We start from the raw sequence: 22771 nt of genomic DNA on the forward strand, positions 1-22771 counted from the left end.
CCTACAGAGCACTTTTTTGCTATGGGAATATATCAGCCTACCCTTATCTCTGAAAATTTTCGCGTCAGTGCTAAAAGTCTCTCAATTTTTGACATTTTCCCTCGCCTGATTAGACAACAGTTACTCTGGAAACCAAAACTCATGGCGTTTAAATTTATTTATGTTAATAGTTGACACACCTGACTAATGGTCATTGCTGCCAGGTGTGTCAAATTTTCAATTTTCCAGTAAATATTATTGATAGGATTCACATACCCAGAGAAGAAACACTCCCAGGCCACTCGCCATTATTGCGGGGTATGGGTTACATTCAATTCAAAACTGGACGTTTGACGACTATAGCCTCGAACCATGATGTAAGCTTCGCTATCACCATTTGGCACCTGTAAAGTACAGTTCTCATCAGAGCCATTTTCGTAGGGCCTGCAATCGTAATAACGCCAGGTGGGTGCAGCCCCAAAACGCACATATAAATCGGCATCATTTGTTCCCGTCATATCCGCAACAAAATTTGTGCCAGGCGTCACACTGAATGCCCCGTAGTGCTCCTCACCACCTCGCGACACGTTGCCCGAGAAGCTTTGGGTCTGCTCTTGGCCTGGATCGGGGTCGGGGTCAGGATCTGGATCGGGGTCAGGGCCAGGATCATTGCCAATGTACCCCTTGGCCAGTTCCGCCACATAGGCTGCCGCCAGTTTGCCAAATTTCACGGCATGATTGGCATCTCCACCACTATTAGCAAGAGTGTCATTTACAGTGTGGATATATGGGTTAGAACCATTAAAAGTCGCCTCAAAAGGGAAGGAAACCGCATACCCTTGATCGTGCCAGGAAGCGTGATCAGAACAAGCATAACCACAGTTAGTAGTGCCGACACTGAGGCCACCCTGATAGGTTTGCACCAGATCTTTAAGGAATGTGTTCTGGGCACCATTGGTGTAATCACCGATAATATAAATATCGCTATTCGAACCATAGTAATTGGTCATATCCAGCTGTAGCACACCAATCACGTTCTTATTCTGGTTCTTGTAATCTGTAGCTATATCATCGGAACCACGCAGCCCAACTTCTTCAGCCGCATACCCCATAAATGCCAGAGTTTTTGCCGGCTTATAGTCCGAAACTACTATTGCATTAATCACATCGGTCAAAGTTGCAATACCCGAGGCATCATCATCGGCACCCGGTGCTCGTGTACCCTCCCCGGTGCCAAACCCTACTGTTGAATCCAGGTGGGCCCCCAAAACCACTATCTCATCGGGATCTGTCTGTCCCTGAATAGTGAGAATAACTGAGGGCTGGGCCCAGCTGTGATTGTAAAGTTGCGCTGAAGCATCACTTCTTGAGCTGGTTAGATCCTGCCACTTATCCCGAATCCATTCGGCAGCATCCACCCCGGTTGTCGTTGTGTAATAGCGGTTGGTAAAGCTCGACAGGGTTTCAATAGTCGAGCGAATATTTGCCTCTGAGATTTTTCCTTGTAATGCACTGACCACATCCGCATTATCAATCGTATAACTGGCAACACTCTCTACCGTACTCACTAGCGGTGAAAGCTGCGCAGCCTGCGCCTCCTCCAGTGATTCATGTACCATAAAGCCACCACAGCGATTGTGGCTATTATGCATAATGGTAGAAATATCGGATAAATTACCCTCATCTACCTTTAATATCGTTATATCATTGTGCTCTCCTTGTGCAACCAGCGGCTGTTTTGACATTAATGCACTATTTTTTTTCAGGGTTTGATAGCCATCACTACCAATGGTTATCCACAACTCCTGCGCCAAGGCTATACCAGGCACTGCCAGGAACCCTATTAGCGATGTACGAATCATTTTTTTCATTATCTTCTCCACATTGATTTAGCCCCCTGCGCAAATCGGCAAAACCCAAGAAAACACAGACGGGCACCGTACACCCATGCAAAAATCTTGCACAAACAGCAATGCCGAAAACCAACAACATTCAAATAACATACAAATTATTGAATTTGGAGACGCAACCTGACTTAAAAGGAAATACTACAGGTCATCCAGATTTATTTTTATTATTCAAATTTTGAAAACGCGGAGGAGCCAAGTAAAACCAACTCGAATAGCTGGCAACTAAAACCGTAACACATACAAACAAATACTGAAATAATTTAGCAGTAATCACCAAAAAATAAATCATAAATTTTAAGAAAGATAAAAGACAAAAAAAATAAGAATATAAAAAATCCACTAATAGCAATTTGAACTAGGCATATCTCATAAAAAAATATCATGAAATCTTTGCTGTAAAAAAAGATACTCAATAAGCGAAAAGTAAAACTTCTTCGAATATAACGAGATTGGCAAATTAAATGGGGACTTATTGTGACCTACTACTTTGAGACGAGGCATTCAATAGAGAGAAGTAAATTTAACGACTATTGAAATTGCATAAGCAACTCTTCTGCTACATTCCATTACCTGACAGTGAAGATGCACTCAAAGCATATTGACACTTATTAATTCCAGGACAATCGGCAACACCAATACGGACAATGGACTAACTCCGTAACAACCAACTTGAATAAACCCCTGACGCTACATCTCCGCTTGAAACCTGGAAGAACGATATAGGCGAGCTACCGCTCTACCCCACTCTTCTACTGAGACCACCAAGCCCACCATCAAAATAATCTGCCAGAGGTTTTCTTCATATCTTCAGCCTACAGTCAGGTTCCAGTCAGTAAGCTCTATTAACAACCAGACAACAGGAAGCAACTGTGCAGTTAAGATATGGAATCCTTCTCGCCTCCCTCTCACTTCTGATTACGGGCTGCGCCACAATGAGTAAAGATGAGTGCCAAATGGCGGATTGGCAAGCAGTAGGCTTTGAGGACGGTGCAGCGGGCAAGGATTTAGGGTATATGGGCCGGCGTCGTGAAGCCTGCGCGAAACATGGTGTACAGCTTAATACCGGTGCCTATCGCAGTGGTCGCGATGAGGGGTTAGGGCTATTTTGCACAGAGCTGCGTGGCTTTGCCGAGGGGCGCTCTGGAGAAAACTACAATGGGGTATGCCCAGCTGACTTGGAAGGCTTGTTCCTGCGCGGTTACGAGGCCGGCCAGGATATATTCGTAGCGCACAACGCAGTAAAAGAGCTCGAAGCAACAATTCACGACCTGGAATTGGAGCGTGAGCACATCCTTGATGACATTACGGAGATGAGCGCTCTTATTGTGCTTGATGAAACCAGTCGGGATGAAAGGGTTATCTTGTTAGCAGATATTGCCCGACTAAAAATACGCCACACTGAGCTGGGGATTGAAATTAATGACCTGCTTTTTGCCTTAGGCCAGCGTCAAGCAGAGTACCAGGATGTTCTTGCAAGCTCACCTTACCACTAATAACTTGGTAATTTTCATTAGTGAAAGGCGTCTTATTTTAGGAAGCCTTTCTCTACTGCACTGTCGAGTTTCCCCTTTATTACTCCCCATAGCTCTTTACTACCCGCACCAATTCGGCTATTTAGGGAAAATACTTGGCTTTTACTTATTTCATATTCCTTCCACGTGTGCCCCTCATTATGGCAGTTTTGTAATAGTGGTGGCACCCTATCAATCGCCCGAGCAAACCGGGACTCTGCTGTTTCACCAGCCTCAAATTCTTGCCACAAATGCAGACACTCTGCCTTTAGGCCATCTGGCAACTTAGCCAATAAGCGTTCGATCCCCTGTTTCTCATTGGCTTTTTGCTTATCAGTCTCAGCAAAATAAATAATCTTATCGTCAGCATCTATTTCGCCCAGGTCATGGATCAGTAACATTTTGATAACTCGATCTATATCAACCTCCTCATTGGCATAGTCTTTTAACGCCAGCGCAGCTAGACAAACATGCCAGCTATGTTCAGCTGAATTTTCACGACGATTGATTCCGACCGGCCGAGTTTGACGCAAAACACTTTTCAATTTTTCCACCTCTATCAAGAAATCAAGAATCTGCTCAATCTCTCTCATAAAATTCCTTTGTTTATATTTCTTATTCAAATGGCTATTTAGCGAAAAAACAGGTATTAAATTCAATTCAAAATAATCAATTCTATAGCCATGCAGTATTAATTTTGCACACAATCAACGATGAATAAACTTTGACAAGTGAACTTATTCTTTGATCTTTCCTCGCATCGCCTTTACCTGAGAGCGTCGATTTTTGCTTTGCAGCCTTCTCTCTTTTGCTCCGCGACTGGGCTTGGTAGGAATACGCCGCTTTGGAACTTCAGCAGCCTGCTCAATTAGCTGTTGCAACCGAGAGAGGGCATCCTCTCGGTTTTTTTCCTGGGTACGGAAAGTCTGGGCCTTGATTACTACAATGCCATCAGAGGAGATCCGCCTATCTCTTATTTGCAGAAGCCGCTGTTTAATATTCTCTGGCAGCGAGGATTCATAGATATTAAAGCGCAAATGAATAGCACTGGATACCTTGTTAACATTTTGACCTCCCGCGCCCTGTGAACGCACAGCACTCAATTGAATTTCATCCTGAGGTATCTGGATTCGTCGCCGGGTGCCCAACATTTCACCTTTAAGTTCAATTCAAACACATCAGCAAGTGATAAGTCCTTGCATACCTGTGCATTTTAAGCTAACTCCTGGCGATAGAAAAAATACAAGTACAATACAAGTGTACCTATTTACCTCCTTAGGACTCTTCACGCAAATAAAGTGCAATGTGGAGAACGAGGTGAGTAATTTTAAAGTTAGGATGTATTTACCAAAAAAAAATCATCCAGTACTATTGCGCCACTTTTGTAGAGTGTCTCTCAAGGCCACTTCATCCCTAAAGTGACCAAGCAGCCAGCCTCTTTGCCCGTGACTTATTTTATTGTCTGGGTCAAATCCGCTAGTATTGCCACGCTTCCTTGAGGTACAGGAACAAAAAAAATAAAGACGCACACCGTTGTTTCCTCTGGATTCCTCCCGATGTTTCCTCTGGGTGTGCGATTACCGCGACTAGGAGAAAACCATGCCCAACGTCAAGCGCAGCCTCGCGGCCGCTATTGCACTTGCGACCATGACCAGCGCCTCTGCTTTTGCAGAGGAATCAGCTTTCAGCCAGGTTATTGCCTTTGGTGACAGTCTGACCGACGTAGGCAACTACGACGTATTTACCAATGGTGGTGATGCTAACGATATTGCCATCAACATCCTCTCTCAAAATCTGGGGCTGGGGCCTGTGACTGCTTCCTGCTCTGGAATGCAATCTCCTTTCTGCCTACCAGCTGTTGATCCAACATTGAGCCCTGCGGAACTTGAAGACTCAGTTTCAATGCAAGTTACCAGCGGTGCGCTTAATGCCGGTAGTGTTTGGGCTGTAGGTGGCCACAAAGCTGCTGATGTATTAATGAATGTGATTGGCACCGAGAACTATTTAGCTTTCCTTGAAGCCAATGGATTGCAAGATAGCCCAGCCCGACACAACGTCCTCAGTGCGCTGATGCCTCATGTCGGAGCTGATGGCCGTCCAGCCTACCCAGATTCTGAGCTTTTGGGCCTACTGCTTCTAAAGCAGGAAGAAGCTAAGCAACTGGCAATTAAAGCGAAAACTGCACAATTACAAGGTGACTTGGCCGCTGCAGTTGATCTTGGAAAGCAAGCGGAAGCAGCCAAAAATGAAGCCGGGCAAGCATTACAAGCGATTGTTGCCTCCACCGGTACCTCTGGAAACCCACACCCATTAGGCCGTGGTTACCTGGAAACCACCTCTGGAACAGCTGATGCCAATGCCCTCTACTGGGTCAATGGCGGCGGCAATGATCTGCTTAGTGGTTTTAGTAGTTTCGCTGCCGGTGAGATGAGCATTGAAGAAGCTACCGCTGAAATCGGTATAGCTTCCGCCATGCTGGCAACTGCAGCCGGGGCCCTGTCTGGTGCAGGCGCCAACTATATTCTGGTATCCAATGTACCCGATATCAGTAAGACACCTGCTGTTTATGCAAAGATTACCGCTGATTTAAATACTGCTGTAGAAGCAGGCCTCATGACTCAGGAACAGGCTGATGCAAAGCTGGAATCTTCTTTACAGCAAGCCAGCGCAGCCTCCGAAGCCTTTAACGCCAGCCTGCTAGCACAAGCCAAAGATATTGATGGCGTGCTGATGGTCGATCAGGCCGGCTTGCTCAAGGTGGCACTGGAAAACGCCGGCCAGCTGGGCCTTTCCGCTGAGTTCGACCAAAGCCAGTACTGTTACGACGGTAGCGGTGGTGAATGTATTGAGCACCCGGTTTACGGAATCAGCCAGGATACTGCTGACGCCTCCAAACTGATATTCAACGATACAGTACACCCGACGCAAGTTGGTCAGCAGGTACTCGCCGACTACTACACCGCTATCGTTAACGCGGCCCAGGTTGCCGGTCAGTTGCCTGATATCGGTGCCCAGGCGGCCCGCACTCACACCAACAGCCTGGATGAAAACCTGGCCGGTGTTCGTTATAGCCAAGCCCAAACTGGCGTGTTTGTGGGCAGCGTCTTCGGTGACATTGATTACGATAACGGTTTTGCCGCAGATATGAGCGGAAATAGCAATGCTAACCTGATCGGAATGACCTACGCCCTGCGCGACAATCTCGAACTAGGTTTGGCAGTGAGCCGCTCCGATATTGATGTGGACAACGCCCGCTCCGATATCGAGTCCTCTTCCACTAACTACAGCCTGTTCGGCCGCTTCCACCACGATATCTTCTTCGTAGAAGGTAGCGCCACCCTGACGGACGTGGACTTCGACCAGGTGAACCGCGCCCTGGCTCTTGGCAATAGCTTCTCCTCAGAACTGGAAGGAGATACTTCCGGAGAAAACACCACCCTGAGTTTAACTGCAGGTGCCAATCTGTTCAGTTACTCTAGCTTCCAGTTCGGCCCCTTTGTTGGTTTAACTCGTGCAACTATGGAAGTGGATGGCTATACCGAAGACGCGATTGAGGGCTTCACCTATAGCGACTTGAATGGCAACGAGTTTGACCCGCTGGGTATGAACTATGGAGACCAGGAACGTCGTTACACCACCATGCGTTTTGGCGCCTTTGCCAATAAGAGCTGGAATACCGTTAACGCCTACGCCCAGCTCTGGTATGAAGATACTCGTGGTACCGACGAAGACACTCTGGAAGTTGGTGTTAAGTCCATGGCGGGCAATATGAATGCCATGCCCAGCTACTCTAGCGTAGATCAGGGCCTGTTCGACGACGGTATGGGCCTGATCGCCGGTATTCGCTGGCAAGCCGCTGAGTCTATTGCACTGAGCGCGAATGTGACTTCTCGCCCAACGGCAGAGTCGGCTTCCGTCAACGTAACCTACCGCTTCTAGTCCTGCGATAGCCTTTATGTTTATGTGCCTCCCAACTGGGAGGCACACTCTTCTCTCCACGCCCTTCTTCGAAACAGCCAGACTCAACTCTCGCCAACTGCTGACTGCCAAGGCAAAATAAGCGTTCAACTCAATATAACTGTGCGCCCTGAATGTTCCAAATTAAAACGCCCAATCTGGTTTTACTCGAGCTAGGAAATGATGATGCAGAGCTGATGCTCAACCTGCTCAACGACTCCGACTTTTTACAGAATATTGGTGATCGAGGTGTGCGTAACCTTGAGCAGGCTCGCCAATATATCGAGAACGGCCCCGTGCCTATGTACCGACAGCATGGTTTTGGCCTTTATAAAGTGGAGCTCAAAGATGGAACTGCAATTGGCATCTGTGGCCTGATCAGGCGTAATGGTCTAGATGATGTGGATATCGGCTTCGCTTTCCTGCCGCAGTACCGGGGCAAAGGCTATGCCCTGGAGGCCTCACAGGCCATAATGCTCCACGGCCAAAAAGCCTTAGGCCTGTTGCGTATTGTCGCAATCACTCGACCAGATAATACGCCCTCAATAAAGCTTCTGGAAAAAATCGGACTCAAAACTGAAAAGAGGGTCACATTGCCCGGAGAGACAGAGGAACTAATGCTAATGGCCTGGGAGGCTGAGAATAACTGCTCTAAGGCATAGCAACAGATTGTTTCATATAAGAAAGTTATTGACTGTTATTGTCAGGCCCGCTTCCTGGAAGAGTTTCTCTCTTACACAAAAGAGTGCCCCTCTCTATTACCTTACAATATCTAAGGTTTCTCGTTGACATACCCGAAAGCTGGGCTAGTCTCCTTTTACCAACCAGGAGAAGACAGCCATGATTATCGCGACAGATATGCCTGAAGTCAGCAGGTGTGCCGCCACTCAATGTGCCTACAATGCTGACGATGGCTGCCATGCCAGAGCTATCACTATTGGCCACGGGACAGATCCCGATTGCGATACATTCTTTACCAACTCGAAACATACTAGCAGCTCTCGCACTGCCGGCGTTGGCGCATGCAAAATGGAAGACTGTAAGTTCAATGACGATTTCGAATGCTCCGCTGAAAGTATTGAAGTTGGCCACACTGGCAACACAAACAACTGCCTGAGTTACACTCATTAAATTGATCATCGAAAGTCATTCGTAAAAAAAGCCCGACAATAATAGATTGCCGGGCTTTTTTGCATATATATGTTGGCTTCTAAGTTTATGTCTTAGCCAAATTCAATTCACCGCCTGCAAATCAGCCTTTGTTTTCTGAGTGCTATCACTATCTCGTGTCTCCCACACAATACCTTCCACATCTGCAAACTGCTTAAATAGATACTGGTAGTGGGCATCCAATACTTTACGTTTAATCTTCAAGGTGGGAGTTAAGAACTCATTTAGTGGAGTCCACTCCTCTTTGCAGATAAATATAGTCTTGATGCGTTCGTGATGAGGCAAGCGTTCATTTACTGTCTCCAATATTCTTTGGAGCTGTTCATTGACTTCGGTACGAGGCATTTTTTCTGCAGTTTCAGATAGTGTTGCCAACATTACCGGCTGATCCATTCCATGACCAAGCACACAAAGTTGCGCCAGAAGTGTCTCATTCCCAAAGTGCCCCTCTAGGCGACTGGGCTGAATAAATTTTCCTTTACTGGTTTTAAAAGTCTCAGAAATTCGGCCGGTAATATGTAACAGCCCATCCCCATCAATATAGCCCGAGTCTCCGGTATGGTAATAGCCGTCACGGATAACTTCCGCTGTTTTCTCAGGCTCCAGGTAGTAGCCTTTCATGAGGGAGCCACTCTTGAATAATATTTCTCCCTCATCAGAAATCTTCAACTCACAGCCATGGTATGTTTTGCCTACCGTACCCGGTACTGGCTCCTCCCCCGGCAACACAAAGCAACCATAGATAAAGTTTTCTGTCATGCCATAGCCATCGGCAATCTGCATTCCCATACGCTCATACCAGCGCAACAACTCAATAGAAATAGGCGAGGCTCCTGTTACCAGCATTCTCGCCTGGTCCAGACCAAGACCTGTACGCACCTTATTTTTTAGCCAGCTGCTCAATCCTGGTATGCGCAGTAAAACATTTTGTAATGCTGGTGGAATTTTTTCATCTATACCCTCTTTAAACTTGGTCCATAGTCTGGGGACTGAAAAGAACATCGTGGGTCGAGTACGCTGCAAATCCTCAAGGAACGTATCCAGGGACTCGGGAAAATGCACCGGGGTACCCGAGTAGAGGCAGTGAAATTCTACCAGGATACGCTCTGCAGCATGGGCCAGTGGTAAATAAGAGAGAACACGATCAGCCTCATTAAACCCGTAACCCCGAATCATATTTGGTACAACAAAAATTACTGAAGACCAGGTGTGCATAACCCCCTTCGGATTACCGGTGGTTCCAGAGGTATACATAATGGTAAAGAGATCGTCTTCATCGAATACCGGGCTTTCCTCGTAACGTGCACTGGCGTTTATAACCGCTTCGAGTTCCTGATCACAATGAATCTCACAACGCTGAATCGCTACACTCGGCAGAGAGTCTGCAACTTCCTGCAATGCAGCATTGTTATCCGTGGCACCACAGAAAAGTAGTTTTGACTCAGAGTGCTGCAAGACGTAGGACATGGAAGACGCAGACTGCCCAGGGTATAGGGGCACGCTCACCATCCCCGCCAGCATGATACCTACATCCACGATAATCCAGTCTGCACAGTTTTTGGCATGGATCGCGATACGATCCCCAGGCTCAAATTGGCTAAGCAGGTAACCCGCAATCCTTCGGGCTTTGTCCATCACCTCATACCATGTGTATTCTCTCCATTGACGCCGCTGCATCTGGCGGAGAAATACTGTTTCTGGCTCTTCGGCCTCTCTCTTATAGAGGAGCTCCAGAGGCTGGAGGCCTTTCACCTTTTCGTATCGTTCTTCCGGGGTCATCGCTTTCCTCACTCATTATTGTGTTTATTGTGATCTGATGTGTTATTACTGCACCTAAGTACCATATCAGTGCAGTATGTTGCGCCCAGAGTATTTACCCTAGTTACCGTTTAGAACTAAATTACCACTATCGTCAGCCCTGGCTAAGACCAGAACTAAGGTATGGCAGTCGCAACACATAAGAAAGGCAGAATCTTCTTATCCTTATTATTCATCCAAAGTTACTGAAGATATGCGGTTAGTGCAATTCCTTGTGCCACCCTAAAAACAGTTATTTTTTATTAGATAAAATTAGACTGATCAGTCTGTGAGGTAGGTAGGAAAGTTCGCCAAATTGAAGTCTCAATAACTTTGTTGAAATAATCTGTGACTTGTCGACTTAGGCAACTGTACGATTAGCAACGGCAGCACTGAAGTTAAGGAAACCGAGCCACTAGTTAATAAGGCAATCAACATGTTTTTAAACATTAAACTTCAGATTTTAGAGCACCCCTAATTGGTGTAAATATTTGCAGCCTGCCGCCATACAAATGTTAAATTTTTTCCCAGGATAGAAACCTGTACAAATTGATAAACAATTTAAAACAGAGAGACAAACCTACACACAACTTTAAAAGACATTAATATCAAATTTCTTACTATTGTTACCCCAAATAAAACTCCCATTGATATAGCTTATAAAACCTTAGAAAACGAAGAGGCGAAAAAACAGAAGAAAGCATGTGAAGGAGTGAACTACAAACTCTAACAGTTTACAGATGCTGTCCGGAATTTTAAGTAAGAAAAGAAGAGAAACAGCTTTAGAGGTATTCAGTCAAAAGATTTACCAAGGGCAAATGAAAAATTTTCACTTGCCCCTGGTCTGCACTAGCCTACCTTCTCCCCGTGTGCCTGCTTATCCGCATGGTAAGAAGAGCGCACCAACGGGCCACAAGCTGCGTGCTTGAAACCGATTTGTTCTGCATAGCGGCGATATTCTTCAAACTCATCCGGGTGGACATAGCGCTGTACAGGCAAGTGCTCCTTGCTCGGCTGTAAATACTGGCCGATGGTGAGCATATCGATATCGTGCTCACGCATATCATCCATTACCTGGAAGATTTCTTCCTTTTCCTCACCCAGACCCACCATCAAACCAGACTTGGTTAGTACATCCGGGCGGCGTTTTTTATATTCCTGTAGCAACTTCAGGGACCATTTGTAATTAGCTCCAGGACGGGATTCCCGATATAAACGGGGCACAGTCTCCAGGTTGTGGTTAAATACGTCCGGTGCCTCCTTCTCTAGAATATCCAGCGCAACATCCATGCGGCCACGAAAATCCGGAGTCAGGATTTCCACCTGCAGATCTGGTGACAGCTGGCGAGATTCACGGATGCATTCCGCAAAATGCTCAGCACCGCCATCGCGCAAATCATCACGATCCACCGAGGTGATCACTACATAGCGCAGGCTCATGGCGGCAATGGCTTCAGCCAGATTTTTGGGTTCTTCCGGATCGAGGGGATTGGGTTTACCGTGGCCCACATCGCAGAATGGGCAGCGGCGCGTACAAATCTCCCCCATGATCATAAAGGTCGCTGTACCACCACTGAAGCACTCCCCAAGATTTGGGCAGCTTGCCTCTTCACACACTGTGGAGAGCTTTTGCGAGCGCAATATGTTCTTGATACGGTCCACCTCTTTGGAGGCTGGGACTTTTACACGAATCCAATCCGGCTTACGCAAAACGGTATCACTGGCAATTACCTTGACTGGGATACGCTCGACCTTATCACCGTCGCGTAATTTTTCCCCCTGCTGGAGGCGGCGGGTGCGCTTTACCGGCACCAGATCGGGTTTTTCAGCCATTACTTAATTCCTGCTGTTCCGCGCTCAGTTGCGCCAAAGTGTGTTCGTCTAGTGGCTGCCACTCTGCTGAAGGCAGCTCGAGCGTGCGCAACAATTCGCACACAAAAATTTCTGCCACTTGCTTCCAAGTAGGTGTCTCTTGCAGTAACTCGGCCATTTGCACCATTTCCATACCTGCGTATCCACAAGGATTAATCCGGTGGAAGGGGGCCAAGTCCATATCGATGTTGATGGCAATACCGTGGAAGCTGCAACCACGGCGTACTCGCAGCCCAATGGAAGCAATCTTGCTACCACTGCGGGGGCCGCCCTCAGTCAAATACACTCCGGGAGCATCAGCGCGGGGGGCGGCAGCAATGCCAAAGGCCTTAAGCATCGCGACAGTGGCGCTCTCCAGTGCCGTCACAAGGTCACGCACGCCAATTTTGGCCCGACGCAAATCCAGAAGTGGATAAACTACCAATTGCCCAGGGCCGTGATAGGTAACCTGCCCACCACGATCCACCTGAACTACCGGGATATCCCCAGTATTCAGCAGGTGTTCGGCTTTGCCGGCCTGTCCTTGGGTGAATACAGGCTCGTGCTCCACACACCATATCTCATCAGAGCTATTTTCATCGCGGAGGTCAGTGTAGCGAGACATCGCGCGCCAGACGGTCTCGTAATCTCGCTTGGCGAGGTTGCGCACAACGGTCATCAAAGCACCATATGCACCGCTGGGTGCTCTTTCAACTCTTCAAACAGAGCTTTGAGCTGATCTTCACCGGTAGCGAGGATAAAGAATGTCATTGAGGTGAATTTACCGGTGCTACTGTCGCGCAGGGTAATTCGATCTTCATCCAGCCCGGGGGCATGGCGACGCATCACTTCCAGTACAAACTCGTGCGCTTGGTCATTGGCATCCCGCACCACTTTGACCATATAGTCTTCGCAGGGAAACTCAATTTTCGGGGGTTGCTGATTGGGGTCTTGGCTCATACCACTCTCCGAGGTCCGGCTGTCAGGTATTAAGAAAAAGCTTAGGCACAGCCGGGCGGCGATTATACAGCGAGCAGTGTGCAGTGGACAGGGAGTGGCAGGGGGGAAGTAGGCAGAGAGTTCGGGGAGCTGGCCAGGGGTGGCTAACAGCCACCCCTATCTCATAAGCTTGGTGAAGTTAGTTAAAGAAGCTGATCACGAAGCGCTTGATGGAATCCCACATCCGCTTAAAGAAACCGGCGCGCTCCACATCCTCCGCCGCTACGGCTTTCACATCGGCAACTGTCTGGCCATCCAGAGTCACAACAACTTTGCCCACTGGTTGGCCTTTCTTAATCGGAGCCTCCAGCTCACCATCAACAATCAGATCAGCTTTAATACCCTCTTCACCACCGCGGGGGATAGTGACAAAGATATCCTTCTCCACTGCGATACCAACGTTGGGCTCCTTGCCACCCCACACTCGCTCGGTTTGCAGGACTTCACCCTGGCCGTACACCTTGTGGGTCTGGTAATAACGAAAACCGTAAGCTAACAGCTTCTGAGTCTCCGAAGCCCGCTTCTCGTCACTGTCAGTACCCACCACGATTGCAATCAAGCGCATACCACGCTTCATCGCAGAGGCCACCAGGCAGTAACCGGCCTCTTCAGTGTGACCGGTCTTGATGCCATCTACCGCAGAGTCACGCCACAACAGGCGATTGCGGTTGGGCTGGTTGATACCGGAATAGCTGAAATACTTTTCAGAGTAGATATCGTAGTGCTCAGGGTGATTGGCGATCAGCGCGCGGGCCAGGATGCCCAGATCACGGGCAGTAGTCATATGCCCTTCAGCCGGCCAGCCAGTGGCATTAACAAAATTGGTATTTTCCATACCCAGAAGTTCTGCCTGCTGGTTCATTACCTCAGCAAACACTTCTTCACTACCAGAGACATGCTCCGCCAGGGCAATACTGGCGTCGTTTCCGGATTGAATAATAACACCGCGCATCAGGTCCATAACTGGAACCTGGTCGCCAACCTTGACGAACATCTTCGAGCCGCCCTTCCGCCAGGCTTTCTCGGAGATACGCACTTTGTCATCTTCTTTGATACTGCCTTTGAGCATCTCTTCCGAGACAATGTAGGCCGTCATCATTTTGGTAAGACTAGCGGGGGGCACCTCTTTATCCGCTTCGTGCTCTACCAACACCTGGCCGGTATTGGCATCCACAAGTAGGTATGAGGTGGCCGCCAGCTGAGGCGGAGCCGGAATGAGTGATTGCGCCTGGGCCAGGCCCGCACAAAGCAACAGGAAAGAGCAGGCGATAATCCGTGTGATCATAGGTGAGAGTCTCGTTAATCCTCGTGTTCGTAGGCTGGCTGTTAACCCAATATTCATTTTAAAAGATTAATACACGACCATGGTCTGTCACCAAATGCCGTCAGCCAGGAATGTTGACAAAATACAAGAAAATTCGCGCCATTGCGCAGTATTTTGTAAACGGCTATTCAACTGACCGTCACCTATAGTAGCGGTCGCTGACTGCCAGAGCCTAATGCAGGGCTCGTTGAAACATCAGACTTGGCTATTTATTCATATACCACCTGGGGATCACCCAACTGGTTCTTCTGCACGGTTTCCCGAGCGGTAGCCAGAGCCCTCTGCTGAGAAATTGGCCCAATACGCACCCGATAAAATGTCTTGCCACTACGCGTTACAGGACTGACAGAAACAGGATAGTCAATTGAAGCCGTCAGCTGTGCACGGATCTTCTCCGCCTGGCTGGCATTACGGTATGCACCAACCTGAAGAAAGGTATTTTCCGGTAACTGAATCGTCGTATCCTGCGGCAGGCTACGTGTAACGTCACCGGCCAGTATAGTTTCAGTCACAGGAGGCAGAGAGGCCGGGTCCAGCGCTTCTACCTCAACCCGTGCAATCCCCTTATCCACATACCCCAACTTCTGAGCGGCAGTATAACTTAGGTCGATAATACGCCCATGCACAAAGGGGCCACGATCATTTACGCGCACAATAATACTGCGGCCATTATCCAGGTTGGTTACCTTGGCATAACTGGGTAGTGGCAAAGTTTTGTGCGCCGCGGACATGGCGTACATGTTGTAGATTTCCCCATTGGCAGTACGGCGGCCATGGAACTTGGTGCCATACCAGGAGGCTTGGCCCCTCTCCTTATAACCTTTGACCGCACTGCGCACATGGTAAGTAACGCCCCTTACTTTGTAGGGAGATTTGTTTCCGGCTGGGCCAATGGGCTCGCGTACAGGAGTTGGCTCAGGTGTAGCCAGCATATCCACCGGGGCTGCTGGACCGCTATCCTCAACGCTGTCGAAATCTGAATCGGCTTGCTTACCCGGCTGGGTTTGCGGCCCCCCACAGGCCATCAAGAATAAAGCGGCGAGGAGGGCCCCACGCCGCAAACTGCACTGAAACATAATCCCCCCGGCGCGCGGCAACCACTAGTTGCCGTCTCCAAGCCGCTATTATCTGAAACTACTTAATAAAATAGAAAGTTTTTGATTACAGGTGGCGCCATTGGTTCCACGATACTGGCAGTTTTTGCCGGTATGCGGCTATTAAGCTCTGCCTAGGATTTCCCTCCACGCGCTTTGACGATTTCCTGAGCCAACTCATTTACCGCCATAGCGTAGAGGCGGCTGCGGTTATAAGTGGTAATGGTGGAAAAATTATTGAGCCCCAACCAGTACTGCTTGCCCTGCTCTGTCTGCAGGGAGAAGACAATTGCCGGCATTTCCGGAGCAACCTGACTCGTCGCGTTGAAGCCTTTTTCTGCCAGCTCTCCCACAGTCCACTCTGGCAACAGGGTGTCATTGACGATTGTCATATCCGCATTGGGGCGCGGGCTCGCCAGCACGGTAACCGGCTCACCGGGTTTCCAGCCATGTTTGGCTAGATAGTTAGCCACACTACCAATAGCGTCAGTAGTGTTATTCCAGATATCCACCTTGCCGTCATTGCTGAAGTCCACGGCATAGGCACGGTAGCTCGAAGGCATAAATTGCCCGTACCCCATTGCACCAGCATAGGAGCCCCTAAGTGCAAGGGGGTCCATTTCCTGATCCCGGGTCAGAAGCAGGTAATTTTCCAGCTCTTTGGTAAAAAACTGTGAGCGGCGTGGGTAATTGAAAGCCAGTGTAGAAAGCGCATCCAGCACCCGGTAGCCTCCCATATTGCCACCGTAGCGGGTTTCGATACCGATGATGGCAACGATCATTTCAGCCGGCACACCGTATTTGTTCTCGGCTTCAGCCAGGGCTTCCTTGTTCTTATCCCAGAAATCAACACCACCGGCGATGCTCTGTGGGGTCAGAAATAGCTTGCGGTATTCATACCAGGGCTTGGCTTTTTCAGCCGGGCGCCTGATTGCCTTGAGTATCGAGTCTTTGCGCTTGGCCTCACGCATTAATTCCTGCAGCTCTTTGCGGTCAAATTGGTGCTCTTCCACCATGTACTCTACGAATTTCTGTGCATCCGCATTGTCACCATGACCGGGCTCCTGTGCGCAGGCGGCCAGGGCCAGCCCCATCCCAACCAATAGTCCCGAGGTCCACTTCAAAACGACCGCTCCTGTCTTCATCTCGCGTCTCTACACATCCAGTTATTAATGGTCAGCGCAAACTTTCAAAAATGCACTCTGCGCCGTTCTGTCCCTACAGCCATGAGGATACCGAATCCTGCCATCAAGGTAATCAGTGAGGTTCCCCCGTAGCTGATAATTGGCAAGGGTACCCCCACCACTGGCAGTAATCCTGTAACCATACCAATGTTTACAAACACATAGACAAAAAAAGTGAGCGTTATACTCCCCGCCAATAGGCGACCAAATAGGTGTTGCGCCATAAAGCTGATATAAATGCCACGCGCTATAACCAGGACGTAGAGTAATAGCAGCAACAATACACCGCGCATACCCCACTCCTCCGCCAGTACCGCAATAATAAAGTCGGTGTGGCTTTCCGGCAGGAAGTCCAACTGAGATTGAGTTCCCTGTAAATAACCTTTGCCATAGACGCCACCCGAACCAATAGCAGCTTTGGAATTAAAAATATTCCACCCTGCGCCAAAGCGGTCATCATGGGGGTTGAGCAGAGTTAGGATTCGCTGGCGCTGATAGTCACGGAGGCCCCACTGCCAGATCGGCCAAGCCGAAACCAGAACACCCAAGCCCGCAGCACCAATCATTTTCCAGCTCAAACCAGCGAGATAAAGTGCAAACAGGCCTGAGGCCGCAATCAAAATTGAAGTGCCCAAATCAGGCTGGCGCACAATCAGCGCAGCCGGCACTGCCACAATGGCCAAGGCTCCAAAAACAGTCATCAAAGATGGTGGTTGCGCACGCTGGTGCAAGAATGCAGCCACCATCATCGGCACCCCCAACTTCATAATTTCTGATGGCTGGAAGCGGAAGCCGGCAATTTCCAGCCAGCGCTGCGCACCCTTCGCACCAGTGCCAAATAGCAGCACCCCGACTAGCAAGGCGCAGCCCCCTAAATAAGCCCATGGCGACCAACGCCGGTAAAAATCCAAGGGTATCTGGGCAACAATAAACATGCCCACAAATGCCAGACACATAAAAATAGACTGGCGCCGCACATAGTTTATATCTCCACCGGAAGCACTAAAAAGCACTCCCAGGCCAACCGAAGCCAACACCAATAGCAGCACTAACAAGGGCACATCAATATGCAGGCGACGAGCCAGGCTTACCGGCTTCCTGAGGCTGCCATGTGCATCGGACAGCCGGTGGGAAAAATCACGGCTAGCCATTATCCGCCCCCTCAGAAAAACTTACATCTGCGGTCGTATTGACTGCTGATTCGGTTCGCGGCACCCACTCAGCAAATAATTCCCTAGCCACCGGCGCAGCCACCCCACCACCGGCTTCACCGTTCTCTACCAATACCGCAACAGCGATACGTGGCTTTTCCACCGGCGCAAAGGCCACAAACAGCGCGTGGTCGCGATGACGCTCCTGTAGCGCCTCAGAGTCATAGCGAGCTCCCTGGGCGATACCCACCACCTGGGCAGTACCTGATTTACCAGCGACACGAAAATCCAGATCTTTGCCAGCTCGCTTACCTGTGCCATAGCTTCGATTAACTACAGCATCCATCCCCTCAAATACCAGATCCCAATTATCCGGATGAGCTTCCAGGTTGTGCAGTATTTCCGGAGGCTGTTCGGCCCCATTAATAGTTTTCACTATCTGGGGACGATAGTGAGTGCCGCGATTCGCTAAAGTAGCGGTCATAACTGCCAACTGTAGCGGAGTGGCCAGTACAAATCCCTGTCCCAGCACCGCGTTGAGACTATCCCCCGGGAACCAGGGCATGCCTCGCGCACCGCGCTTCCAGTCCCGAGAGGGAAAAAGGCCGGAACGCTCCATCGGCAGGTCAATACCGGTTTTGGAGCCCAGGCCAAAGTGGGTTGCAATGTCGTGCATGCCGTCGATATCCCAGCGGTGTGCCATATCCCAGAAGTAAACGTCACAGCTCTGTGCCATCGCCTGGATCAGGTCCACCTTTTCACCATGCCCCCAGCGGACATGATCCCGATATATACGAGGATCATTCGGCAGTTTATAGAAACCCGGGTCCTTGATTTTGGTCTCGCGAGTGATAAGTCCCGCCTCAAGCCCTCCAAGTCCCATTAATGGCTTCAGGGTTGAGCCGGGCGGATATTGTCCTTGCACTGCGCGATTAAAGAGCGGCACATCAAGTGAGTCGCTGAGGGCCCGATAATCGGCAAAGCTAATTCCGGTTACAAACAGATTTGGATCGAAGGAGGGCTTGCTGACAAATGCCAAAACACCACCGGTGTTAACATCGATCGCCACTACAGCCCCACGGCGATCTCCCAGTGCATCGGAAGCCACCTGTTGCAGGTGCGCATCCAGGTGCAGGGTCAAGTCGGCGCCGGGCTTGGGATCCTGGCGTTCCAATACGCGCAATACCCTTCCCCGCGCATTGATCTCCACATTTTCATAACCCACCTCACCGAGCAGGGTTTTCTCGTAAGAGCGCTCCAGTCCCACTTTGCCGATACTATTGGTACCGCGATAGAGACGCACGTCTTCTTCAGTGAAGTTACTCAGGTCGCGATCGCTAATGCGACCTACATAGCCAACACTATGGGCAAACAAATCCCCCAGCGCGTAATAGCGCACCAATTCGGCCTGCACTGAAACGCCGGGCATACGAAACTGATTGACGCTTATCCGTGCGATTTCCTCTTCGCTCAAACGAAAGCGGAGAGGCACCGGCTCAAACGGCCGACGGCGCTTCATGCGCTTGCGGAATTTAGACACATCGCTATCTTCGAGGCGAATTAAATGACCGATTAATTCAAGGGTTGCGTCCAGATCCTGCACTCGTTCACGGACAATAGAAAGGTTGAAACTGGCCCTGTTGTCAGCCAGTAATATTCCATTGCGGTCGTAAACCAGCCCCCGTGTGGGAGCCACCGGGCGCACCTGAATACGGTTCTCATCGGACTGGGTGCGGTAATCGTCGTAATTAACAACTTGCAGGTTATAGAAACGAGCTACCAAAACAGCCAGTAAGGCGATCACACCGACAATAGCCACCAACATACGGTTGCGAAATAACCGCTGCTCCGTGTGTGGGTCCTTAAGGTGATGGTCGTGAGGCATTAGAATTTATTTGAATGAATTTGACTGGCGCGCGAAAAGTCTAATCGCCTACATTACCACAGGGAATGTACGGAGAGAGAACTCGAATTGGCAAATCTCTCCGCCATTCATCGCAAACACTTTACTTGTGGTAAGGGTGCCCCGCCAAAAGTGTCCAGGCCCTATAAACCTGCTCTGCCAAAACCACTCTAACCAGAGGGTGTGGCAATGTCAGTGGTGACAGGGACCAGCGCTGATGTGCATTTGCCAAGCACTCTTGGGAGAGGCCATCGGGACCACCGATCAGCAGGCTGACATTTTCTCCCAGCAGTTGCCAGTCGCGCAGCTGACCAGAAAGCTGCTCGGTACTCCAGGGTTTGCCCTTCACATCCAGTGCCACTACATGATCGCGCGGACCGAGGGCTGCAAGCATTGCCTCCCCCTCTTTTTTCCGCGCCTTTTCGATCAACGCTGCAGAACTTTTCTGGCCGCGTTGCCCAAGAGGAATTTCCACCATTTCCAAGGATATTTCGCGGGGCAAACGCTTGGCGTATTCGGCATATCCCTCCTGAACCCAGCCGGGCATTTTCCCCCCGGCGGCGAAAATTCGGATTTTCACCCCACTTAGTCCTTGTGAGGGTCACTGCCATCGGCATCATCACGGGTATTCGGTGTCATCGACCAGAGCTTTTCCAGGTCGTAGAAATTACGCACATCAGCCAACATGACATGTACGACTAGATCGCCATAGTCCACCAAAACCCACTCGCCCTGCTCTTTGCCCTCAACACCAATCGGGCGCACACCTTCCAGCTTAAGTTCATCCACCACGTTCTCTGCCAGGGACTTCACCTGACGGCTGGAGGTACCTGTACAAATCACGAGGTTGTCCATTACATCGGAGAGTTCAGATACGTCCAGCGCAACAATGTCTTTGCCTTTCAGATCTTCCAGAGCCTTGAGCGCGATATCTTTAATATTTGTCATAACACCTTGATTCATTACTGGTCACCAATGGCAACCGCTTTTGTATAGAGTTGATGGTCTTCAATGTATTGCAATACGGTGGCCGGCAACAAAAATCGCGGCGACCGACCACTATTCAATAACTGGCGAATTTCAGTCGCCGAGATAGGCAACATGGTCTGCTCGCGCAATACCAAGCTTCCATATGCCTGCTCGCGCAAATCTTTTGCTGCCCCTTGATGGCTCTGTAGCAAGTCCATCAGTTCTGGGTTGCCCCCCGCATCACCGCTTTCTGGAAGATGCCAGCCGGGGCGGGTCACTACCACCAGGTGTGCAAGCTCCAATAGCCTCTGCCAGCGGTTCCACCTATGCAGGGTCAACAGGGAATCAGAGCCCATACAAAAACTGATGGATACGCCCGAACCCAGTTCTTTGCGCAACTCCTCCAGGGTATCCACCGTATAGGTATCACCGCCACGATTTAGCTCCCTCTCGTCCAGCTGCAGCTCATCACAGCCCTGCAGGGCCAAAGCCAACATGTCGCTGCGCTGGCGCGAGGAAACCCCGGGACTTTGGCGATGGCGTGGCTGGTGGCTGGGAAGCAGGCGCATTTCATCGAAATCCAGGGCCTGGCGCAGTTCCAGCGCCATGCGCAGGTGGCCAAAGTGCACCGGATCAAAAGTGCCGCCGAACAGGGCTATCGTATGCCGCTTAGTCGCCAAAATTACCTCGTTACTGGCTCATGAATGAGGGCCGGAATTAACGGCGAATGTGCCCATCCCCAAACACAATCCACTTCTGAGAAGTGAGCCCCTCCAGCCCCACCGGGCCTCGGGCATGGATTTTATCAGTACTGATGCCGATTTCCGCCCCCAGTCCATATTCAAATCCATCGGCAAAGCGTGTTGATGCATTGATGATCACCGAGCTGGCATCCACTTCCGCCAGAAAGCGACGACTGCGCGTGTAACTTTCAGTAACAATCGCCTCAGTGTGTCCTGAGCCGTAGCGGGCGATATGGTCCATCGCAGCATCCATATCTGCCACCACCCGAATGGACAGTACCGGGGCCAGGTATTCTTCACTCCAATCACTTTCTTTGGCCTCTGCGCACTGGGGCAGTATCTCGCAGGTACGGGCACAGCCACGCAATTCCACACCTTTCAGCTCATAGGCTTCTGCCAAACGCGGCAGCATTCGCTCTGCAATCCCCTCCGCCACCAGTAGGGTTTCCATGGCGTTGCACACGCCATAGCGATGGGTTTTGGCATTCAGGGCAATCTCAAACGCCTTCTGTTCATCGGCCAAGTCGTCGATATAAACGTGACAAACACCGTGCAGGTGTTTGATCACCGGTACTCTGGCCTCACGGCTGACCCGCTCAATCAGGCCAGTGCCACCTCGAGGAACGATCACATCCACATAATCTGGCATGGAGATCAGGGCACCAACTGCCTCGCGGTCACTGGTGCCCACCACTTGCACCGCCGTTTCCGGCAATCCCACTTCCCGGAGCCCCTGGGTAATACAGGCCGCGATCGCCTGATTCGAGTGCAATGCCTCACTGCCACCACGCAAAATAGTGGCGTTACCGGATTTCAGGCATAAACTCGCCGCATCAATCGTCACATTAGGGCGGGATTCATAAATAATCCCCACCACTCCCAGGGGTACACGCATCTTGCCCACCTGGATACCACTGGGGCGATAACATAAGTCCTCAACTTCTCCCACTGGGTCAGGCAGGTCCGCAACCTGCAACAACCCCTCGATCATTGCGTCGATGCGCTCATCATTGAGTTCCAGCCGATCGAGCAGCGCCGCATCCAGACCGCGTTCACGACCCGCCTGCATATCCTGAGCATTGGCCTCAGCCAGTTGAATCCGTTGAGCTTCCAATTCTGCGGCAATTGCCCGTAGAGCGCGGTTCTTACTACTGGTATCGGCTCTCGCCATTAGTCTTGAGGCAGAGCGAGCGGCGCGGCCCATCTGTTCGAGTTTGACGCGGGTGGAT

At 50.0% G+C, this 22771-nt stretch carries 20 protein-coding genes; 4 read left to right on the top strand and 16 right to left on the bottom strand.

Translation table 11 applies throughout. The annotated features are described in order from the left end of the window. Positions 1-287 precede the first annotated feature (287 nt). Positions 288-1850, bottom strand: a complete 1563-nt coding sequence (locus ACJJI7_RS02250) for a M28 family peptidase (protein WP_444901044.1) — start codon at positions 1848-1850, stop codon at positions 288-290. Between the two features lie 908 nt (positions 1851-2758). Here ACJJI7_RS02250 and ACJJI7_RS02255 point away from each other — a divergent pair. Next, positions 2759-3382, top strand: a complete 624-nt coding sequence (locus ACJJI7_RS02255) for a DUF2799 domain-containing protein (RefSeq protein WP_020412473.1) — start codon at positions 2759-2761, stop codon at positions 3380-3382. Positions 3383-3414: 32 nt separating this feature from the next. Here the strand turns inward: ACJJI7_RS02255 and ACJJI7_RS02260 are convergent, their stop codons facing one another. After that, positions 3415-4023, bottom strand: a complete 609-nt coding sequence (locus tag ACJJI7_RS02260; protein WP_282952551.1) for an HD domain-containing protein — start codon at positions 4021-4023, stop codon at positions 3415-3417. A gap of 114 nt (positions 4024-4137) precedes the next feature. Further along, complete coding sequence (arfB, locus tag ACJJI7_RS02265) at positions 4138-4551, bottom strand: alternative ribosome rescue aminoacyl-tRNA hydrolase ArfB (protein ID WP_020412471.1); 414 nt, start codon at positions 4549-4551, stop codon at positions 4138-4140. Positions 4552-4999: 448 nt separating this feature from the next. Here arfB and ACJJI7_RS02270 point away from each other — a divergent pair, with 448 nt between their 5' ends. From ACJJI7_RS02270 to ACJJI7_RS02280, 3 genes are all read left to right on the top strand, one after another. Then, positions 5000-7339, top strand: coding sequence for an autotransporter outer membrane beta-barrel domain-containing protein (locus tag ACJJI7_RS02270; protein ID WP_444901043.1), 2340 nt, complete (start codon positions 5000-5002; stop codon positions 7337-7339). 152 nt (positions 7340-7491) lie between these two features. After that, complete coding sequence (locus tag ACJJI7_RS02275; RefSeq protein WP_444901042.1) at positions 7492-8019, top strand: GNAT family N-acetyltransferase; 528 nt, start codon at positions 7492-7494, stop codon at positions 8017-8019. A 178-nt stretch (positions 8020-8197) separates the two neighbouring features. After that, complete coding sequence (locus ACJJI7_RS02280) at positions 8198-8488, top strand: DUF1540 domain-containing protein (RefSeq protein ID WP_020412468.1); 291 nt, start codon at positions 8198-8200, stop codon at positions 8486-8488. A 102-nt stretch (positions 8489-8590) separates the two neighbouring features. Here ACJJI7_RS02280 and ACJJI7_RS02285 read toward each other — a convergent pair whose 3' ends face one another. The 13 genes from ACJJI7_RS02285 to ACJJI7_RS02345 form a co-directional block, all read right to left on the bottom strand. Then, positions 8591-10306 carry an AMP-binding protein gene (locus tag ACJJI7_RS02285; protein ID WP_353375977.1) on the bottom strand — a complete coding sequence of 572 codons (1716 nt, stop codon included), beginning with the start codon at positions 10304-10306 and terminating at the stop codon, positions 8591-8593. 867 nt (positions 10307-11173) lie between these two features. After that, on the bottom strand, positions 11174-12157 hold the full coding sequence (gene lipA, locus ACJJI7_RS02290; protein ID WP_020412466.1) for a lipoyl synthase: 984 nt from the start codon (positions 12155-12157) through the stop codon (positions 11174-11176). Beyond that, positions 12150-12854 (bottom strand): lipoyl(octanoyl) transferase LipB, encoded by a 705-nt coding sequence (lipB, locus tag ACJJI7_RS02295; RefSeq protein WP_353375976.1) that lies wholly within the window; start codon positions 12852-12854, stop codon positions 12150-12152. The genes lipA and lipB overlap by 8 nt, the downstream gene beginning before the upstream one ends. After that, entirely contained in the window at positions 12854-13135 is a 282-nt protein-coding gene (locus tag ACJJI7_RS02300; RefSeq protein WP_282952549.1) for an HP0495 family protein, read from the bottom strand. Before ACJJI7_RS02300 ends, lipB begins: the two co-directional genes overlap by 1 nt. 178 nt (positions 13136-13313) lie before the next feature. Further along, positions 13314-14459, bottom strand: coding sequence for a D-alanyl-D-alanine carboxypeptidase family protein (locus ACJJI7_RS02305; protein WP_020412463.1), 1146 nt, complete (start codon positions 14457-14459; stop codon positions 13314-13316). 248 nt (positions 14460-14707) lie between these two features. Beyond that, positions 14708-15574, bottom strand: coding sequence for a septal ring lytic transglycosylase RlpA family protein (locus ACJJI7_RS02310; protein WP_020412462.1), 867 nt, complete (start codon positions 15572-15574; stop codon positions 14708-14710). A gap of 152 nt (positions 15575-15726) precedes the next feature. Beyond that, positions 15727-16737 (bottom strand): lytic murein transglycosylase B, encoded by a 1011-nt coding sequence (gene mltB / locus ACJJI7_RS02315; RefSeq protein WP_020412461.1) that lies wholly within the window; start codon positions 16735-16737, stop codon positions 15727-15729. Between the two features lie 44 nt (positions 16738-16781). Then, the gene (gene rodA / locus ACJJI7_RS02320; protein ID WP_020412460.1) at positions 16782-17927 is read right to left on the bottom strand and encodes a rod shape-determining protein RodA; all 1146 of its coding nucleotides are present in this window, start codon (positions 17925-17927) and stop codon (positions 16782-16784) included. Beyond that, a complete protein-coding gene (gene mrdA / locus ACJJI7_RS02325) occupies positions 17920-19812 on the bottom strand; it encodes a penicillin-binding protein 2 (RefSeq protein ID WP_026304987.1) in 1893 nt (630 codons plus the stop codon). Before mrdA ends, rodA begins: the two co-directional genes overlap by 8 nt. Before the next feature lie 121 nt (positions 19813-19933). Beyond that, complete coding sequence (gene rlmH / locus ACJJI7_RS02330) at positions 19934-20410, bottom strand: 23S rRNA (pseudouridine(1915)-N(3))-methyltransferase RlmH (protein ID WP_026304986.1); 477 nt, start codon at positions 20408-20410, stop codon at positions 19934-19936. Positions 20411-20415: 5 nt separating this feature from the next. Then, positions 20416-20793: a ribosome silencing factor gene (gene rsfS / locus ACJJI7_RS02335; protein WP_020412457.1), complete on the bottom strand. Its 378-nt coding sequence runs from the start codon at positions 20791-20793 to the stop codon at positions 20416-20418. Further along, a complete protein-coding gene (nadD, locus tag ACJJI7_RS02340) occupies positions 20793-21479 on the bottom strand; it encodes a nicotinate-nucleotide adenylyltransferase (protein WP_444901041.1) in 687 nt (228 codons plus the stop codon). The genes rsfS and nadD overlap by 1 nt, the downstream gene beginning before the upstream one ends. 37 nt (positions 21480-21516) lie before the next feature. Further along, positions 21517-22746 carry a glutamate-5-semialdehyde dehydrogenase gene (locus tag ACJJI7_RS02345; RefSeq protein ID WP_475717128.1) on the bottom strand — a complete coding sequence of 410 codons (1230 nt, stop codon included), beginning with the start codon at positions 22744-22746 and terminating at the stop codon, positions 21517-21519. Positions 22747-22771 lie beyond the last annotated feature (25 nt).

Source organism: Microbulbifer variabilis, from assembly GCF_056232115.1.

Bases quoted from the DNA above. Each gene is read 5' to 3' on its own strand.
- arfB (WP_020412471.1), bottom strand. From the start codon at position 4,551: ATGTTGGGCACCCGGCGACGAATCCAGATACCTCAGGATGAAATTCAA.
- ACJJI7_RS02285 (WP_353375977.1), bottom strand. From the start codon at position 10,306: ATGACCCCGGAAGAACGATACGAAAAGGTGAAAGGCCTCCAGCCTCTG.
- ACJJI7_RS02300 (WP_282952549.1), bottom strand. From the start codon at position 13,135: ATGAGCCAAGACCCCAATCAGCAACCCCCGAAAATTGAGTTTCCCTGC.
- lipB (WP_353375976.1), bottom strand. From the start codon at position 12,854: ATGACCGTTGTGCGCAACCTCGCCAAGCGAGATTACGAGACCGTCTGG.
- rsfS (WP_020412457.1), bottom strand. From the start codon at position 20,793: ATGAATCAAGGTGTTATGACAAATATTAAAGATATCGCGCTCAAGGCT.
- rodA (WP_020412460.1), bottom strand. From the start codon at position 17,927: ATGGCTAGCCGTGATTTTTCCCACCGGCTGTCCGATGCACATGGCAGC.
- ACJJI7_RS02305 (WP_020412463.1), bottom strand. From the start codon at position 14,459: ATGATCACACGGATTATCGCCTGCTCTTTCCTGTTGCTTTGTGCGGGC.
- ACJJI7_RS02345 (WP_475717128.1), bottom strand. From the start codon at position 22,746: ATGGGCCGCGCCGCTCGCTCTGCCTCAAGACTAATGGCGAGAGCCGAT.
- mrdA (WP_026304987.1), bottom strand. From the start codon at position 19,812: ATGCCTCACGACCATCACCTTAAGGACCCACACACGGAGCAGCGGTTA.
- mltB (WP_020412461.1), bottom strand. From the start codon at position 16,737: ATGAAGACAGGAGCGGTCGTTTTGAAGTGGACCTCGGGACTATTGGTT.
- ACJJI7_RS02280 (WP_020412468.1), top strand. From the start codon at position 8,198: ATGATTATCGCGACAGATATGCCTGAAGTCAGCAGGTGTGCCGCCACT.
- ACJJI7_RS02270 (WP_444901043.1), top strand. From the start codon at position 5,000: ATGCCCAACGTCAAGCGCAGCCTCGCGGCCGCTATTGCACTTGCGACC.
- lipA (WP_020412466.1), bottom strand. From the start codon at position 12,157: ATGGCTGAAAAACCCGATCTGGTGCCGGTAAAGCGCACCCGCCGCCTC.
- ACJJI7_RS02250 (WP_444901044.1), bottom strand. From the start codon at position 1,850: ATGAAAAAAATGATTCGTACATCGCTAATAGGGTTCCTGGCAGTGCCT.
- ACJJI7_RS02275 (WP_444901042.1), top strand. From the start codon at position 7,492: ATGTTCCAAATTAAAACGCCCAATCTGGTTTTACTCGAGCTAGGAAAT.
- ACJJI7_RS02310 (WP_020412462.1), bottom strand. From the start codon at position 15,574: ATGTTTCAGTGCAGTTTGCGGCGTGGGGCCCTCCTCGCCGCTTTATTC.